We start from the raw sequence: 17087 nt of genomic DNA, 5'->3' as shown, positions 1-17087 counted from the left end.
ATAGGGTTGGAAAATGGATCAACGCGAAACTCCGCTGGATGAACGCATCGGTACCGTCCCGGCGCCGGTGCTTCCGGTGCACCGGGACGTCGCTACCTGGCGAGCAGCCACCAGCAACGACATCGACGGTATCTGGCAGCTGCGCCGCGCCATGGGCGAAGTCGACCACCCCCACTACCTCACGGCGCGCGGCGCGATCGCCGCGGACTTCGGTTACTCTCATTTTCACCCGGAGCTCGACTCGCTGGTCGGCGTCGACCAGACTGGCCGTATCGTCGCGGTCGGCATGGTCATGTTCCCGCCTCGTCAGGTGACTCTGGTGCGATCGATGCCGATCGGCGGGGTGCACCCGTCACTGCGCGGCCGCGGCATCGGCCGTCAACTCCTGGCCTGGCAGCTGGGCCGGGCCAAGCAGCAGCTCGCGTCGTCGACCCAAGCGCTGCCCGGTTGGATCCTCACCTATGCCGACGAACGCTCACCGCAGAACGCGGCCTTGTTCGAGCGCGGCGGCCTGACCCTCGAGCGCTACTTTCTCACTCTCGAGCGACCGCTGGATGCCCCGGTGCGCGTCGTCGACGCGGCCGACGGCATCCGCATCGCCGTCTATGCCCCCGCCGCCGCGACCGAAGTGCACGCCGCCCGCGACGACGCGTTCATGGACCACTGGGGCAGCCAGCCGATGAGTGACGAGAACTGGAACGCCTTCGTCGGCGGACAGTGGTTTCGCCCCGACCTCTCGTTTGTGGCCTACGGCACCGATTCGACCGGAACCGAACGGGTCGTCGGCTTCGTCCTGTCGACGGCGAACGAGAACGTCTGGGCCACCCAGGGTTTCACCGGCAGCTACATCGACCTGGTCGGTGTTTTGAGCGGATGGCGCGGCCGTCACATTGCACAATCGTTGCTGGCCGCCCAACTCGCGGCCGGGCAGGTTCTTGGGCATGAGCGGGTGACGCTCGCGGTCGACTCGGCCAGCCCCACCGGTGCCCTCGGCCTCTACACCGGCATGGGATTCGTGCCCACCCACCGCAAGCTGGCGTACACCATCGAGTTCTAACGCTGGCCCCGTTCGGGGTTGCGTGGATAGGGTGAGGCATGACCGTTCCCACGACTCCGCTCTCTGCGCGCGTGACTGCGCTCTCGTCGCTGCCTGTTCCCGACCATGCCGATGTCGCCCTGTGGCGGCCGGCGACGGCCGCCGATACCGACGCCATCTGGCAGCTCGAAATAGCGATCGGCCGCGTCGACCACCCCAACTACGTTCGTGAGCGCGATGACGTGAGTGAGGCATTCACCTTCTCCTTCATTGACGTTGACGCCGACACCCTCGTCGCTTTCGACGCTGACGGGCGCCTCGTCGCCCACGGTCTCGTGCTGCTTCAGCCGGGGCAGGAGACGCTGGTGAAATCCAACCTCGGCGGCGGGGTACTGCCCGAAATGCGCGGCCGCGGCATCGGTCGCGAACTGCTGAATTGGCAGGTAGCCCGCGGTAAACAGCAACTGGCGACTTCCGACAAGCTGCTGCCCGGCTGGATCTCCACATCCTGTGACGAGCGTGCCCCACAGAACGTCAGTCTCTACGAACGATTCGATCTAGCGTGCACCCGAAACTTCCTTTCGCTCGACCGCATGCTCGTCGACCCGATTCGTGAATTCGTGCTGGCCGCGGGAATCCGTCTGGCTGGTTATACGCCGGAGCTCTCGAACGCCGTGCACGCCGCACGCGACGCGGCATTCATGGACCACTGGTCCAGCCAGCCGATTCCCGACGAAAGCTGGAACTCCTACGTGACCGGCCCCTCTTTCGTCGACGACCTCTCGTTCGTCGCGTTCGGAACAGAACCCGACGGCAGTGAGCACGTCGTCGGTTTCATCATGTCGAGCGTCAACGAACAGGACTGGGCGGCGGCTGGCTACCGCAGCAGCTATATCGGGCTCGTTGGAGTGCTGAGCGGATGGCGCGGGCGGCACATCGCGCAGGCCCTGTTAGCGGCGCAGCTGGCCGCCAGCCGCGCCGCCGGGCACGAGCGCGCCACCCTCGATGTGGACTCGGCGAGCCCGACCGGTGCGCTCGACCTGTACACGGGCATGGGCTTTTTCGCCACCAACCGGGAGCTCGCCTACGTGCTCGAGTTCTGATTCTCAGCGGTACGGCGGCGAACTGGGCGCGTCCGGGTCGCGCATCAGCCAGCTGTTGTCGGGCAGCGGCGGCACCGCCGAGAGACGCTCCAGCGCGGCATGCACCTCGTCGGCGTAGACCTGGCCGCCGGTTGGCCCCGGATGCACGTGATCGCCGGCCAGCAGGTCGAGTCGCCCCGCGATCGCGTCGTGCCAGTTCGCGAGCTCGACCCGACGATTGCCGGCAGCGAAATCAGCCAGCCGTGCGTTTACTGCGGCGGTCCAGTCGCGTTCGGCGTAGGCGTTCACGAGCACGAGCCGCCGGTCGGGCCCGAGAATGCGCAGAATCTCGGTGAGTTCATCGGTCGTGATCGGCCCGTTGGTGCCGAGGCCGATCACCACAACGGGCTGTAACTGGCCCGCCGCCGCGAGGGCCGCCAATATGTCGTCTGCGGAATACATCCCGCGGGAGACCGACGCGTCAACGGTCATCCCCGCAAAGGTGGCCTGCAACTCCGGCGCCGAGGCCAGCATGACCGAGTCGCCGATGGCGGTGATCGGGCTCTCGGCCAGGGCGGGGGCAACTGCGGCTTGGCGGGCCGCCTCGGTGGCCGCCGCCTGCGCGGCGACCCGCGCCGCAGCATCCATTGCCCGCTGACCCCGTTCGATGCGCAGTTGCGCCGAGGTCTGCGCTGGCGCGGCGACGACGGCGGCCGTGGTGCCGCCGACCAGCAGCAGCAGCGACAAGGCGGCCGTCGCCGCAACCAAGCGGCGGCGACGGGTAGGCCCGGTCCACAGCGCACCGATTCGACGGATGCTGCCGCGCACGCCGGTCCGCCGGATCGGCACTTCCAGCCAGCGGTAGGACGCGCCTGCCAGCACCACGGTGATGACCGAGGCGAGCAGACCGATCGGCAGCAGGCTGCCGGCCGGGGACGACGCCGGCCAGAGCAGTTGGACCAGCACGAGCACCGGCCAGTGCCACAGGTAGATGCCGTAGGAGCGCTCACCGAGGTAGCGGAGCGGGGCTGCATCGAGCAGGCGCCCGAACCGGCCACCGCGTACTCCCGCCCAGATGACGACGGACGTGGCTAGGGATACCGCGACGAGGCCGCCGCGGTAGGTTATGGTGCCGTCTTCCGGTAGCCAGAGGGCGAAGGCGATGATCGCTAGAATTGCGCCGCCGCCGAGCCACGGACGCATCCGGGGCAGTTCGTTGCGTTGCCCGTTCGGGCGGCGGAGCAGCAAAGCGAGGGCGGCGCCCGCGAATAAGCCGAAACTGTGTGTGTCCGAGCCGTAGTACACCCGGGTGGGATCGGCGCCGGGCTGGTAGAGCAGTCCCATCCATAGGGCCGAAGCGACGAAAAGTGTGGTGACGATGGCTAATCGCACGCGGGGACGGCGAACCAGCAGGACGGCCATCAGGAGCAACGGCCAGACCAGGTAGAACTGCTCTTCTACGGCAAGCGACCAGAGGTTGCGCAGCAGTTCGGGTTCGTTGAGGCTGAAATAGCTGGCGTCGTTTGCGATCGACACCCAGTTGTAGCCGAAAGTGCTGGCCCCGAGCAGTTGCCCGCCGAGACCCACGAGCACGTCGCCGCCAATGACAAACGCGATGGTGCAGCAGATCAGGACGACTGGAATGAGTGGGGGTACCAGTCGACGCGCGCGCCGTTGCCAGAACCGACGCAGGGAGATGCGCCCGGTGTGAGTGTGCTCGGAAACGAGTAAACCGGTGATCAGAAAACCGCTGATGACGAAGAAAACGTCGACGCCGATGAAGCCGCCCGGCAGCATCGCCGGAAAAAAATGATAGAGCGCGACGGCGATGACGGCCAGGGCGCGCAGGCCGTCGAGGCCGGCCAGTCGGCCCCTGCTCGGGTCGTTTTGAGGCCCCAGGACGGGTGTGTTCGCGGGCCCGATTGCGGACGGTGCTGACCGAGTCCTCCCGGTGAACGGGAACGACAGTGGGGAACGAGTCATGGGCAACACAGCGTTTCTTGGCACTCTTTATGGGGGTAGGCCATAGGCCGGACTCAACGATAACCCGAGCGCGCCGCCTAGGCTTACCCTCGTGAATCTTTTCGTGCCCCGCGCCGCGAACGCAGCGCTCGGCTCCACGCGCATCCGCCTCGACCTTGCCTACGATGGCACCGATTTCACCGGTTGGGCCCGGCAGCCTGGCTTTCGCACCGTTCAGGCCGACATCGAAAAGGGGCTCGCGGGCATCCTGCAAAGCTTTCCCCCGCATCCCACCCTCATCGTCGCCGGCCGCACGGATGCCGGGGTGCACGCCCGCGGGCAGGTTGCCCACTTCGACCTCACTGCCGAACAAGCCCACTCCCTCGTCCGTATCCAGCGGGGCACCGGTAACCGCCCACCGGTCGACCTCGGCACTGCTGTGCTGCGCCGCCTCGGCGGCATCCTCGTCACCAAGCCCGACATCGTGCTGCGCCGCGCCACGGTCGTGCCCGGTGGCTTCGACGCCCGGTTCTCGGCCATGTGGCGCCGCTACGAATATCGCATCGCCGATCCGCTCGCCCTGCACGACCCGCAGCAGCGCCTGCGCACGACGTGGCATCCGTTTAAATTGGACCTCGCCGCGATGGACGCCGCAGCGGCGACATTGGTCGGCCTGCACGACTTTGCCGCATACTGCAAGCCGCGCCCGGGGGCTACGACCATTCGCACCGTGCAGGACTTTCGCTGGTACCGCGACGACGATGGGCTGGTTATTGCCAGTATCAAAGCGGATGCCTTCTGCCACAGCATGGTGCGCGCCATGGTCGGTGCCTGCGTGGCAGTGGGGGAGGGGCGCCTCGACGGTAGTACCCTTGCCCACCTGCACTTCGACAAACACCGCATCAGCGAGTTCAAGGTGATGCAGGCGCACGGCCTCACACTCGTCGACGTCGGTTACCCCGATGACGCTTCCTTGGCACAGCGTGCCATCGACACGCGCAACCGGCGGTCACTGCCGGCCACTGCCCAAGTTGCGCCCACGGTCGCGGCCGACTATCGTTGACCCTTGGTGTCTGTGCGTTGCAGCGCGGCACCCGAACGTGAGCCCTCCATCGACAGTGTTCTCCTCACGAGAACACACCCGGAGCGGGATTCACGAACACCTCCGTTCGAAAAAGAAGAAAGCAGCACAACAGTGACGCGCACTTACACCCCCAAGGCAAGCGAACTCCAGCACGACTGGGTCGTCATCGATGCCACCGATATCGTTCTCGGACGTCTGGCCAGCCACGCGGCAATCCTGCTGCGCGGCAAGCACAAGGCCACCTTCTCCCCGCACATGGACGGTGGCGACTTCGTCATCATCGTCAACGCTGAGAAGGTTGCCCTCACCGGCAAGAAGCTCGACCTGAAGATCGCGTACCGCCACTCCGGTTACCCGGGCGGCCTCACGGCGACCAACTACTCCGAGATGCTCGAGAAGCACCCGACCCGTGCGGTTGAAAAAGCGATTCGCGGCATGCTGCCGAAGAACTCGCTCGGTCGCGCCCAGCTCACCAAGCTGAAGGTGTACGCCGGCCCTGAGCACCCGCACTCCGCTCAGCAGCCCACGCCGTATACCCTCAGCCAGGTCGCGCAGTAGCGCCGGCATCCAGACTTCTCGACTCTTAGATAAAAAGGATTCCCATCATCGTGGCGAAGATCGCAGACCAGATTGACCAGGCTCCGGAGAGCTATTCCACCGAGACTCCGGCCGAAACCGTAACCAAGGTGCCCCGCGCCGTCCTCAACGTTCCCGGCGCAGCCGTTGGCCGTCGCAAGCAGGCTATCGCCCGTGTGCGCATCGTCCCCGGCTCCGGAACGATCGTTGTGAACGGCCGCGAGTTCGCCGACTACTTCCCGAACAAGCTGCACCAGCAACTGATCAACGACCCGTTCAAGGTGCTTGACCTGCTCGGCTCGTACGACGTCATCGCCCGCATCACCGGTGGTGGCCCGTCCGGCCAGGCCGGCGCGCTTCGCCTCGGCATCGCACGCTCGCTCAACCTGATCGACGAAGAGAACAACCGCGCCATCCTCAAGAAGAACGGCTTCCTCAGCCGCGACGCTCGAGTCAAGGAGCGTAAGAAGGCTGGACTCAAGAAGGCCCGTAAGGCACCTCAGTTCAGCAAGCGCTAACCCGAAAGCCGACGACGATATGACTCGTCTGTTCGGCACGGACGGCGTTCGGGGCCTGGCCAACCGTGATCTCACGGCTGGCCTGGCCCTGAGCCTTGCCCAAGCCAGCGCCGCAGTGCTGACCAAGGGTCGTCGTGCCCAAGCACGCCTCGCAGCGGGCCGCCGCCCCGTGGCAGTGGTCGCCCGCGACCCGCGAATTTCCGGTGAATTCCTCAACGCTGCCGTCTCGGCCGGCCTGGCCTCCAGCGGTGTCGACGTGCTCGACGCCGGAGTGATCCCAACACCCGCCGCAGCCTTTCTGATCAACGATATCGGTGCCGACTTCGGTGTGATGATATCTGCCTCCCACAACGCGGCGCCCGATAACGGCATCAAAATCTTCGCCTACGGCGGAACCAAACTTCCCGACGACGTCGAGGACCGTATCGAGTCCTATATCGGTCGCGACACGCTGATGCCGATCGCCGGCGACGTAGGGCGCATTCGTCGTTTTGCCGACGCTGAAGACCGCTACGTGGTGCACCTGCTCGGCACTTTGCCGCACCGCCTCGATGGCATCCACGTCGTGCTCGACTGCGCCCACGGCGCAGCCGCCGGCGTGTCGCCGCAGGTGTTCACGGATGCCGGCGCTCGCCTCACCGTGATCGGCGCCGACCCTGACGGTCTCAACATCAACGATGGCGTGGGCTCGACCCACCTCGACAACCTCGCCCGAGCCGTGCTCGAACACGGTGCCGACGTCGGTATTGCGCACGATGGCGACGCCGACCGGTGCCTCGCGGTGGACCGCGATGGCAACATTGTCGACGGCGACCAGATCATGGCGATCCTCGCCGTGTCGATGGCCGAACGCGGGGTGCTGAAAGACCGCACACTCGTGGCGACCGTCATGAGCAACCTCGGCCTGCGGAAGGCCATGGCGGCCAACGACATCACCGTGGTGCAGACCAAGGTCGGCGACCGGTACGTGCTCGAAGAACTCAACGCCCACGGGTATTCCCTCGGCGGCGAACAGTCCGGTCACGTCATCATGACCAAGTACGCCACCACGGGTGACGGTATTCTCACCGGGCTTCACCTCGTGGCCGAAATGGCGCGCACCGGTAAGACGCTGGCCGAATTGGCCTCCGTTATGACGGTGTACCCGCAGATTCTGGTGAACGTGCGTGGTGTCAACCACACGGGTCTCGGCGCCGATGACGACATCGCCCAAGCCGTACTCGCGGCCGAAGCCGAACTCGGCGACACCGGTCGGGTGCTGCTGCGCCCCTCCGGCACCGAGCCGATGGTGCGCGTCATGGTGGAAGCCGCCGACCAGCCGACTGCCGACCGCCTGGCGCACTCCCTTGCCGACGTGGTGCGGGAGCGCCTGCCCCTCTAGCCCTACCGGACGGGGCCCGGGCCCCGTCCCCGGGCCCAGCCTATAAACTGGGCCCGCGTTCGGGGCCCAGGCCCCGTCCGCACAGAGCGCGTGTGTGCGCGGGGGTCAGACCTTGCGTAGCAGTACGCAGTACCAGGGTCGCGCGCGACCGGGTTGGACGTAGGTTCTGCAGTAGGTTGGGCTGGTTGACGCTGGTCCAGATGCTGCGTGCCTTGCCGCGCGCTTCGTCTTCGGTGAGCGCCGCGTAGCGGTGGAAGAACGAGTTGGGGTTGGCGAACGCCCCGCCCGCTCCCGGCTACTTCCCCCGCTTCTTCTGGTCGTCCACGAGCACCGCCACGGTGCGGGCAGGCACGGTGACCGTGCCGGACACCCGGTCCCAGGTGGTTGTCTTGACCACGGCATCCGTGCCATTGGCCTGGATGCTACTGAGCGTGTAGGTCATGCCGGCCAGGTCTGCCAGGGTGATGGTCTGCGCCTCGGGGCTCGCGTTGAACACAGTGATCAGCCCGTCCAGCCTGCGATCGACATCCGTGCCGACGGTGTCGTCGATGCGCATGACGATGACACCGGGGATGGCCGTGGGTCCGCTGGCTGGAAAACTCAGCTTCCGCGTGATGAGCGTGGCGTCACCGAGCCGGAAAAGCTCGGTCGACTGCTTGAGCCGCAGCAGGTCCTTGGCCTGGCTCGACGCCGCGGCGATGTCGGCCGGTGTCGGCACGAGAGCCGGGTTTTCCAGCAACGGGCGCTGGATGTCCCACTTGTCCTGGTTGGATCCCGCCGACGGCAGCCCCACCCCGAAGTTGTTCGTCTGGCCGGTCCAATCGATGCGGTTGAACCAGTCGCCGGCGTTGTAGCTGTCCCGGTCGAGGGACTTGGAGCGCAGCAGGTCGGTGCCGGCGTGCCACAGCGACGGAGCCTGGGACAGGGTCGCGGTCGCCAGGGACAGGGTGTTCATCCGCACCCGGTCGGTCATCGCCGAGTCGGCCGGCATCTTGAGGGCGAGAAGGTCGAAGAGCGTCTCGTTGTCGTGCGCGTCGACGTAGTTGATCACCTCGGCCGGCTGGTCGGCATAGCCGGCCGGTGACCCGTTGTAGTCCAGTTCGTCGCCGCGCTTGACGGTTCCGTCGGCGGTCACGAAGCTAAAGTCCCGCAGATTCGCGGCCAGTCCGAGTCGCACGAGGTCGCTGGCCTGGGTCAGCTGCTCGAGTGCTTGCTCTGGCGTGCCGTTGATGGCCGCGCCGTTCGGGTCGGTGCCGAGACCGGTGCCGAAACCCTGCTGCTGCACGGTGCCGCCATCGACGGGGCTGCCGCCGTGCACGGCGTCACGCAGCCGGTCGTTGAAGGTACCGATGCCGGTGCCGCCGAGCTGACCCTGCGTCGCCTGCTCGAATAGGGCGTTGTCGGCTACCTCGCCGAAGTTCCAGCCCTCGCCGTAGAGGTAGATTGCCTTGCCGTCGACGCCGTCCTTCTTCTCGGTGAGCTGGTTGAGGGCCGCCCGTACTGCGAGCAGGTTGGCCGTGGAGTGGTGCCCCATGAGGTCGAACCGAAATCCGTCGACCTTGTATTCCCGGGCCCAGAGCACGGTCGAGTCGACCATCAGCCGTTCGGCCATCTGGTGTTCGGTGGCCACGTTCTGGCAGCAGGTGGACGTTTCGACCGCTCCGAGCGGGTTCAGCCGGTGGTAATAGCCGGGTACGACGCGATCGAGCACCGACGTGGCGGCCTGGCCGCTGGCGTTCGTGTGGTTGAAGACTTTGTCGAGCACGACCTGCAGGCCGTCCTCGTGCAAGGCCCCGACCATGCCGCGGAACTCGGCCACTCGGGCCCCGCCGCGTGGGTTCACCGCGTACGAGCCCTCTGAGGCCTGGAAATGCAGCGGGTCGTATCCCCAGTTGAAGCCATCGGTGTCGGCAGTGGCTTGAATGCAGGCCTGCTGCTCGGGTGAGGCCGGACCGAATGATTCGAGGTCGCACGCAGGCGTGGCCTGCGCAGCGCGGTCTTCCTCGATGGTGGCGATGTCGAACGTCGGCAGCAGGTGCACGGTGTTCAGCCCGGCATCCGCCAGCTCGGCCAGGTGCCTGGTACCGGCACTGTCCACATCGAACGCGCCATAGGTGCCGCGCAGAGCTTCGGGCATGGTCTCGTCGGAAATTGAGAAGTCCCGAACGTGCAGCTCGTAGATCGACCGGTCGACGGGGTTGTCGATCGTGGGCGACTCGGCTTTCTCCCACTTCTTCGGCCGGTAATCTTTGTTCGCCAGGTCGACGAACACCGAACGCGTGGAGTTGATCGTCAGCGCCACCGAGTACGGGTCGGTGACCTGGTTCACTTCGATGGTGCCCGTGCTGGGTGCGAACACCGTCACCTCGAACACGAAGGATGCGTCGGCCCAGTCCTTGGCGCCGCTCGCCGACCAGGTGCCGTCCTTCTGGCGATTGAGGGTGACCCGCTCGGGTTCGGCGGCATCGCCGGCGGTCCAGACGAGCAGGTCCACCTTTTGCGCCGTCGGCGCCCAAACTGCGACGCTCGGCCGTTCCTTCGACCAGGTGACACCGAGCGTCGTGGAGGCCGCGGCATCCGCGTAGAGGTCGTCGAGCACCCCGGGCAGTTGCACCCCGGTGAGCGCGGTGAGCACCCCGTCGGACCCGGCCTGGCTGACCTGCAGTTGCGTGGTGAGCAGCCGCTCGACGGCGGCGCGGTTCGTGTCCACGGGTCGCAGCACGGCGGAGTGCGCCAGCGCTGGGAACGACGTCTTCTGTGCGTCGGTCAGGCCGGCCGGGTCGTAGGCGAGTTGCACGGTGTCGCCGCCGGTCACTGCACCGTCTGCGAGCGTCAGCGTGGCGTCGGACGAGGAGTGCAGGGCGTAGACCAGGTCGGCGGGGTCGGCGTTGACCGGCAGCAGGTCGCGCGGCCAGGCCAGCGTCTTGTCGTCGATCCAGTGGGCGCGCTGGGCGCCGGTACCGGCCAGCGGTTGGCTGGCGGTGTCAATGGTGAGCACGTGGCTGGCCAGATCGTAGCTGAAGGCGGTCGCTTCTCCGTCGGTCACATTGAAGCCGATGTTGGCGCCGTTCGGCGCGCCGTTCGCGCCGTAGTTCTCGTTCCAACTGAGATTGTGCGCCACCTTGCCTTCGTAACTGCCGGTGGGCAGGGTGCTGGTGGTCCAGGTGAGGATGCCGTCGCCGTCGACGTCCTGCAGCCACGTGGCGAGACAGTCGGGTGTCCAATCCGCGGGACATCCGGCTTCCTCCTGGAAGGAACCGGCGGCTACGACGATCGGGCCTTGCGCGGTGTTTTGGAAGAAGTTGTTGCGGGGGTCGAAGTAGAAGGTGACCGGTCCGCCGGGCGCGGTGAAGGAGACGTTCGAGCCATTCGGCACGCCACCGGCCCCGTAGTTGACGTCCCAGGAGCCGTTGATCGCGATCTTGTATTCGTAGGTTCCGGCCGGCAGATCGAAGGTGCCGGCGTAAATGCCGTCGGCGCGCTGGGTGAGTTTGGCTGCCTCGCAGCCGGGCTGCCAGTCGCCCGCGCAGCCGATCTCCGAGTTCAGGTCACCGGCCACGGTGACGAGGTCGATGGCGGGCGCCGAGGTGCCCGTTTCGGCCAGGCTAACCGTGTTGCCCACGGAGGCGAAGGTGGAGGCGGCCGCGCGCTGGCCCGCGGCATCCGTGGTCACCGCACGGTACTCGACCAGGGTGCCATCGGCCAGACCGGCCGTGTCGTGGAAGACCCGGGGGGTGGTGTCCTCGGCGGTGCCGAGGGGGGTCCAGTCGGGCGAGCCGACAACGCGCCACGCGAAGCCGGTCTCGGCCCAAGTTGAGTCGTCGACCATGGCACCTACGGGTGACACTCCGGATACGCCGGCGCCGGCCATCGGGGCGGCGACCGTGATTGCGGTGGCGGCGGTGGGCGCCGTGACCGTGCGGTCGGCGACGAGCACGACCGACCCCAGCGCGGGTACGGTCACCTCGAGTTCGCCGGTGGCGGTGGCGGTGGCGGTTGCAGCCGCTCCGGCTCCGTACAGCACTGAGAAGGCCGCGCTGTCGGTGAGGGTGGGGACGGTGACGGTCTTGACTGCGGCGGAGTTGTTGACGGCGACGAGGTGTTCGATCTTCTCGGTGCGATCGACCCGGCTGAAGGCGTAGACGCCGGCCCCAGTGTCGGCGTAGCGCTCGATCTGGGCGCCGGTGGCCAGGGCCGCGTGCGCTGTGCGGAGCGCGGACAGCGCGCTGATATGGGTGTACAACGGAGCATCCGTATCGAACCTGTCGACCGATCCCGCCGTCTCTCCCGTGATCAACGGCTGGTCGGTGTAGTCGCTGACCTGGCTGGCGAACAGGGACTGGCGGGAGTCCTTATCGCCGCCGGTGCCGGCGAAGCCCTGCTCGTCGCCGTAGTACACGACGGGCTGGCCGCGAGTGAGGTACATCAGTTCATGGGCGAGCTTGTCGCGTTGCACCGGCGAATCGGAGCTCTTCAGGAACGAGCCGATGCGACCCATGTCGTGGTTGCCGAGGAAGGTCGGCAGGGCGTAGGCGTTGGAGTCGGGGGTGGTGTAGCGGTCGTCGCTGGCGTACAGCTGGCTGAGGCCTTGGGCCGAGTTGCCGGCTGCGAAGCTCGTAGCTTGTGACTGGAATCCGAAGTCGAGCACCGAGCTGAGGTCGGTGTCGCGCACGTAGGGGGAGGTTGTGGCGGCATTCGCGTCGTAGACCTCGCCGAACATGAAGAAGTCAGGCTTGCCCTGGGCGTGTGCGTAGTCCCGCACCGCAGTCGACCAGGTCTGCCAGAACTCGAGGTTGACGTGCTTGACGGTGTCGATGCGAAAGCCGTCGATGCCGAAGTCGACCCAGGTCTTGTAGATGTCGATGAAGCCGTCCACGACGGCCGGGTTTTCCGTCATCAGGTCGTCGAGGCCGGAGAAGTCGCCGTCGAGGGCGCTTTCTCCCTCGAAGGTCGAGTCACCACGATTGTGGTAGAGCGTGGTGTCGTTCAGCCAGGCCGGCACCTTGCGGTCGGCGTTGGCCGGGGTCACGGTCGGTGTGTACGGGAAGGACGTGTCGTCCAGCTCGGGAAAGTTGTCCGTGCCCGCGTAGTCGGCAGGGTCGAAGGCGTCGCCCGCTGCGGTCGTGTACGGGGACGTGGCCTTGTCGATGTAGGCGTATGTCTTCTCCGCGTTGTCGATCAGGTCGGCGGTGTGGTTGGTGATGATGTCGAAATAGACTTTGACGCCGCGAGCGTGCGCGTCGGCGATGAGCGCCTCGAGTTCGGCGTTGGTGCCCAGGTGTGGATCGATCCGGGTGAAGTCGGTGATCCAGTAGCCGTGGTAACCGGCCGAGGCGTTGGGCCCCTCACCCTGCACCGGGTTGTTCATGAACGAGGGGGTGAGCCAGAGGGCGGTGGTGCCGAGCCCCTGAATGTAGTCGAGGGAGGAGCGGAGGCCCGCGAGGTCGCCGCCGTTGTAGAAGCCCTTGTCGGTCGGGTCGAAGCCGGAGACCATCGGGTCGGCGCCGAGGCCAGCGGTGTTGTTGCTCGGGTCGCCGTCCTGGAACCGGTCGGTCATCACGAAATAGAACTGCTCGTCGCTGCCGGGCTGGCGAATGGGGTCCGTCGCCAGCGACGCATCAGCTTCTGAGTACGGTCCGGCCAGGGACAGCGCTTGCAGTCCCACCCGTTTCTTGGCGAGGTCGAAGCTGAACCGCAGGGTGCTCTCGCCCGCGATGGTCAGCGGGATGTTGTCGGCGCCGCCATCCAGGCCGTAGGTGACGTCCCAGCTGTCGTCGAGGGCTACCTTGTAGTCGTAGCTGCCAGCGGGGATGGTGAAGTCCGCCGCCCAGATTCCCTCGGTGCCGGTCGGGACCAGTTCGGTGGCCGCGCAGGCCGGAACCCAGTCTTCGCTGCAACCGAGCTCGTTCTGCAGGCTGCCGACGAGGGCCACGGTCGGCGTGGCCGCTGCCGCTGCACCGGGTGCGAAGACGAGACCGGAGGCGAGAATCGCCCCTGAACCGATCGTGGCCAGGAATCGGCGTGCGGTGATCTGGCTAGTCAGCATTGACTTCCTTCGTTCGGCGCCGGAAAGCGCAAAGGACAACGGATCAGACGCTACCCTTCATGGGGAACAGACTGCAAGCGTTTGCACGGATTGCTCGGTGGATCGCCCTGTCGTAAGAATCACGGCTGATCGGCCTGCCACCTAACGGGGGTCTCGACAGGCTCGACCAACGGTTACCGGTCAGACCTTGCGCAGCAGTACCTTGGAGACGGCGTGCGTGGGGTCCTTGCGCAGTACCAGGGTCGCGCGCGACCGGGTAGGGCGAATGTTCTGCAGTAGGTTGGGCTGGTTGATACTGGTCCAGATGCTGCGGGCCTTGCCGCGCGCTTCGTCTTCGGTGAGCGCCGCGTAGCGGTGGAAGAACGAGTTGGGGTTGGCGAACGCCCCGCGCTGCAGCTTGAGAAATCGTTCCTCATACCAGCGGGCAATGTCCTGGGTGCGAGCATCCACATAGATGGTGAAGTCGAACAGGTCGCTGACCGAGAGACCGTGCCCAGGGGTGGGAGGCTGCAGCACGTTGAGGCCCTCGACGATGAGAATATCGGGTTGTCGCACCACGATCTGCGCGTCGGGAACGATGTCGTAGCTCAGGTGCGAGTAGAACGGTGACCGCGCCTCCGGGGCGCCGCTCTTGACCGCGCTGACGAAGCGCAGTAGCGCACGCCGGTCGTAGGACTCTGGAAATCCTTTGCGCTCCATCAGGCCGCGGCGATTGAGTTCGGCATTGGGAAACAGAAAGCCGTCGGTTGTGACCAGTTCCACCCGGGGGGTGTCGTCCCAACGGGCGAGCATCTCGCGCAGCAGTCGGGCGGTCGTCGACTTGCCCACCGCAACCGAGCCGGCCACGCCGATCACGAACGGAGTGGGACGAGCGCGTTGCCCGAGGAATCCGCTGGTTGCGCGGTGCAGGGTGCGGGCATTCGCCGCGTAGAGGTTGAGCAGGCGACTGAGCGGAAGGTAGACATCCGTCACCTCGTTGATGTCGAGCGGCTCACCGATGCCGCGCAATTGCACGATCTCGGTCTCTTTGAGCGGCCGCAGAGTGGTCGGCGCGAGGGCCGCCCAGTCCGCTCGGTCGAGCTCTACAAAAGGGGTACCGTGACCATTCACTACAGGGGCCAGCACCAGATCGGACATTCCCCCAAGCTTAGTCCGACTAAAATCGATCTCTATGTGCGGAATCGTAGGTTATGTCGGAAGCAATAAGACCGTTGACGTTCTCATGGGAGGTCTCGGAAGACTCGAATATCGTGGGTACGATTCCGCGGGTATCGCCGTGATCGACGAATTCGGGGTGCTCAACACGGCCAAGAAGGCCGGCAAGCTGTCGGCCCTGACCAAGGAGCTCAAAGCCCACCCCATCAACGACGGCACGACCGGAATCGGTCACACCCGCTGGGCCACACACGGCGGTCCCAACGACGAAAACGCGCACCCGCATCTCGGCGACAACGACAAACTCGCCCTCATCCACAACGGAATCATCGAAAACTTCGCCGAGCTGCGGGGCGAACTGCTCGCCGAAGGCTTCACCTTTCTGAGTGAGACCGACACTGAGGTCGCGGCGGTGCTACTCGGCCGTGAATACCAGCGGGTCGGCGATTTGGCCGAGGCCTTCCGCACCATCGTGGCACGCCTCGACGGAGCGTTCACGTTGCTCGCCGTGCACCAGGACCAGCCCGGCATCGTCGTCGGAGCCCGCCGCAACTCGCCGCTCGTCATCGGTCTCGGCGAGGGCGAGAACTTTCTCGGCTCCGACGTCGCGGCGTTCGTCGAATACACCCGTCGCGCCGTCGCCATCGGGCAAGACCAGATCGTCACCATCACAGCGGATGCCGTCACCGTCACCGACTTCGACGGTCACCCCGTCGAGACCGAAGAGTTCGACATTGCCTGGGATGCCTCCGCCAGTGAAAAAGGAGGCTGGACCAGCTTCATGGCGAAGGAAGTCTCCGAGCAGCCTGATGCCGTCGCCAACACCCTTCGCGGGCGTATCACCGCCGAACAGGTGGTCGTTCCCGAACTGACCGAATTCGGCGACGACGTGCTCGCTGGCGTCCGTCGTATCGTGATCATCGCCTGTGGAACTGCGGCCTACGCTGCCCAGACAGCCAAGTACGCCATCGAAAAGTGGGCGCAGGTGCCGGTGGACGTCGAACTCAGCCACGAGTTCCGCTATCGCGACCCGGTACTCAGCGACGACACCCTGGTGATCTCGATCAGTCAGTCCGGCGAGACCATGGACACGCTCATGGCCGTCAAATACGCCATGTCGCTCGGCGCCAAGGCCATCTCCATCTGCAACACGCAGGGCGCGACCATCCCGCGGGAGAGTGACGCGGTGATTTACACCCACGCCGGGCCCGAGGTTGCCGTGGCGTCGACGAAGGCCTTCGTGGCCCAGATCACCGCCCTCTACCTGTTCGCCCTGCACCTCGCCCGGGTGCGCGGGAGCCTGAGTGCTGCCGAGCAGGCCGAGCAGGTTGCCGAACTGCAGGCCATTCCGGAGAAGATCCAGACCGTTCTCGGTGTTGAAGACGAGGTGCGCCAGCTGGCGCGCTGGATGAGCGACACCCGCGCGGTACTGTTCCTCGGCCGCCACGTCGGCTTTCCGATCGCGCTCGAGGGTGCGCTCAAGCTCAAGGAGCTCGCCTACATCCACGCCGAAGGCTTCGCCGCCGGTGAACTCAAGCACGGCCCGATCGCCCTGATCGAGCCCGGCCAGCCGGTTTTCGTCGTCGTGCCGAGCCCGCGCGGCTCAGCCCATTTGCATCCGAAGGTCGTCTCCAACATTCAGGAGATCCGGGCCCGCGGCGCTCGCATCATCGTCATTGCCGAGGTCGGAGACGCCGCGGTGCTGCCGTTTGCCGACACTGTCATTCATATTCCCCTCGCGGCGCCGCTGTTCGAGCCGCTGCTGGCCGTGGTGCCGCTGCAGATGTTCGCCATGGAACTGGCTATCGCCAAGGGTCTCGACGTCGACCAGCCGCGCAACCTCGCAAAGTCCGTCACGGTCGAGTAGCGCCAGTCGAGGCGGCACGATGATCAAGGGCATCGGGGTTGACGTGGTCGACCTGGCACGGTTCGCACGTCAGGTCGCGCGCACGCCGCGCCTGGTACCGCGGTTGTTCACGGAAAACGAACGCGGTCTGCCGGTGCATTCTCTCGCAGCGCGTTTCGCCGCCAAGGAAGCACTGATCAAGGCCCTCGGTGACAGTGGGGGCGCTACCTGGCACGAGATGGAAATTGTGAACGACCCGCACGGCAATCCGGAATTCCAGCTCAGCGGGGCGGCCCAGGCTGCGCTCACCGAGCGTGGCATCACGCGGGTGCACGTCACCATGACGCACGACGCGGGCGTGGCGTGCGCCTTCGTCGTCGCCGAGGGGGAGCAGTGACCGG

The 17087-nt window shown here is 66.1% G+C and carries 11 protein-coding genes and 1 pseudogene; 8 read left to right on the top strand and 4 right to left on the bottom strand.

Annotation, left to right across the window (positions count from 1 at the left end; translation table 11 throughout):
* Window positions 1-13: 13 nt before the first annotated feature.
* Both CXY74_RS10875 and CXY74_RS10870 read left to right on the top strand, forming a co-directional pair.
* Entirely contained in the window at window positions 14-1057 is a 1044-nt protein-coding gene (locus CXY74_RS10875; RefSeq protein WP_104200448.1) for a GNAT family N-acetyltransferase, read from the top strand.
* Between the two features lie 38 nt (window positions 1058-1095).
* Window positions 1096-2139, top strand: a complete 1044-nt coding sequence (locus CXY74_RS10870) for a GNAT family N-acetyltransferase (RefSeq protein WP_104200447.1) — start codon at window positions 1096-1098, stop codon at window positions 2137-2139.
* Between the two features lie 3 nt (window positions 2140-2142).
* Here the strand turns inward: CXY74_RS10870 and CXY74_RS10865 are convergent, their stop codons facing one another.
* Complete coding sequence (locus CXY74_RS10865; RefSeq protein ID WP_104200446.1) at window positions 2143-4101, bottom strand: acyltransferase family protein; 1959 nt, start codon at window positions 4099-4101, stop codon at window positions 2143-2145.
* Window positions 4102-4192: 91 nt separating this feature from the next.
* Here CXY74_RS10865 and truA point away from each other — a divergent pair, with 91 nt between their 5' ends.
* From truA to glmM, 4 genes are all read left to right on the top strand, one after another.
* Complete coding sequence (gene truA / locus CXY74_RS10860) at window positions 4193-5143, top strand: tRNA pseudouridine(38-40) synthase TruA (RefSeq protein WP_233193340.1); 951 nt, start codon at window positions 4193-4195, stop codon at window positions 5141-5143.
* A 132-nt stretch (window positions 5144-5275) separates the two neighbouring features.
* A complete protein-coding gene (gene rplM, locus CXY74_RS10855) occupies window positions 5276-5722 on the top strand; it encodes a 50S ribosomal protein L13 (RefSeq protein ID WP_104083755.1) in 447 nt (148 codons plus the stop codon).
* 50 nt (window positions 5723-5772) lie between these two features.
* Window positions 5773-6258 carry a 30S ribosomal protein S9 gene (gene rpsI, locus CXY74_RS10850; RefSeq protein WP_104193372.1) on the top strand — a complete coding sequence of 162 codons (486 nt, stop codon included), beginning with the start codon at window positions 5773-5775 and terminating at the stop codon, window positions 6256-6258.
* Between the two features lie 19 nt (window positions 6259-6277).
* Entirely contained in the window at window positions 6278-7639 is a 1362-nt protein-coding gene (gene glmM / locus CXY74_RS10845) for a phosphoglucosamine mutase (protein WP_104200445.1), read from the top strand.
* A gap of 40 nt (window positions 7640-7679) precedes the next feature.
* On the opposite strand, the pseudogene CXY74_RS18395 reads toward glmM, so the two are convergent.
* The 3 genes and pseudogenes from CXY74_RS18395 to coaA all read right to left on the bottom strand — a co-directional run.
* Window positions 7680-7922 (bottom strand): annotated as a pseudogene (locus CXY74_RS18395) (hypothetical protein); the annotation flags it as partial.
* A gap of 12 nt (window positions 7923-7934) precedes the next feature.
* Entirely contained in the window at window positions 7935-13685 is a 5751-nt protein-coding gene (gene pulA / locus CXY74_RS10840; RefSeq protein ID WP_199183209.1) for a pullulanase-type alpha-1,6-glucosidase, read from the bottom strand.
* A 180-nt stretch (window positions 13686-13865) separates the two neighbouring features.
* Window positions 13866-14822: a type I pantothenate kinase gene (coaA, locus tag CXY74_RS10835; protein WP_104200444.1), complete on the bottom strand. Its 957-nt coding sequence runs from the start codon at window positions 14820-14822 to the stop codon at window positions 13866-13868.
* Between the two features lie 34 nt (window positions 14823-14856).
* Between coaA and glmS the strand changes: the two genes are divergently transcribed.
* Window positions 14857-16707 (top strand): glutamine--fructose-6-phosphate transaminase (isomerizing), encoded by a 1851-nt coding sequence (glmS, locus tag CXY74_RS10830; protein WP_104200443.1) that lies wholly within the window; start codon window positions 14857-14859, stop codon window positions 16705-16707.
* 19 nt (window positions 16708-16726) lie between these two features.
* Window positions 16727-17083, top strand: a complete 357-nt coding sequence (locus CXY74_RS10825) for a holo-ACP synthase (RefSeq protein WP_104198440.1) — start codon at window positions 16727-16729, stop codon at window positions 17081-17083.
* The last annotated feature ends 4 nt before the right edge of the window (window positions 17084-17087 follow it).

The organism is Cryobacterium sp. Y29 (assembly GCF_002929825.1).
GTDB lineage: Bacteria > Actinomycetota > Actinomycetes > Actinomycetales > Microbacteriaceae > Cryobacterium.
The sequence above is the reverse complement of the archived record's forward strand: the minus strand, read 5'-3'. Positions and strand labels throughout refer to the sequence as shown.

Bases quoted from the DNA above. Each gene is read 5' to 3' on its own strand.
- CXY74_RS10875 (WP_104200448.1), top strand. From the start codon at position 14: ATGGATCAACGCGAAACTCCGCTGGATGAACGCATCGGTACCGTCCCG.
- coaA (WP_104200444.1), bottom strand. From the start codon at position 14,822: ATGTCCGATCTGGTGCTGGCCCCTGTAGTGAATGGTCACGGTACCCCT.
- CXY74_RS10870 (WP_104200447.1), top strand. From the start codon at position 1,096: ATGACCGTTCCCACGACTCCGCTCTCTGCGCGCGTGACTGCGCTCTCG.
- glmS (WP_104200443.1), top strand. From the start codon at position 14,857: ATGTGCGGAATCGTAGGTTATGTCGGAAGCAATAAGACCGTTGACGTT.
- glmM (WP_104200445.1), top strand. From the start codon at position 6,278: ATGACTCGTCTGTTCGGCACGGACGGCGTTCGGGGCCTGGCCAACCGT.
- CXY74_RS10865 (WP_104200446.1), bottom strand. From the start codon at position 4,101: ATGACTCGTTCCCCACTGTCGTTCCCGTTCACCGGGAGGACTCGGTCA.
- pulA (WP_199183209.1), bottom strand. From the start codon at position 13,685: ATGCTGACTAGCCAGATCACCGCACGCCGATTCCTGGCCACGATCGGT.
- CXY74_RS10825 (WP_104198440.1), top strand. From the start codon at position 16,727: ATGATCAAGGGCATCGGGGTTGACGTGGTCGACCTGGCACGGTTCGCA.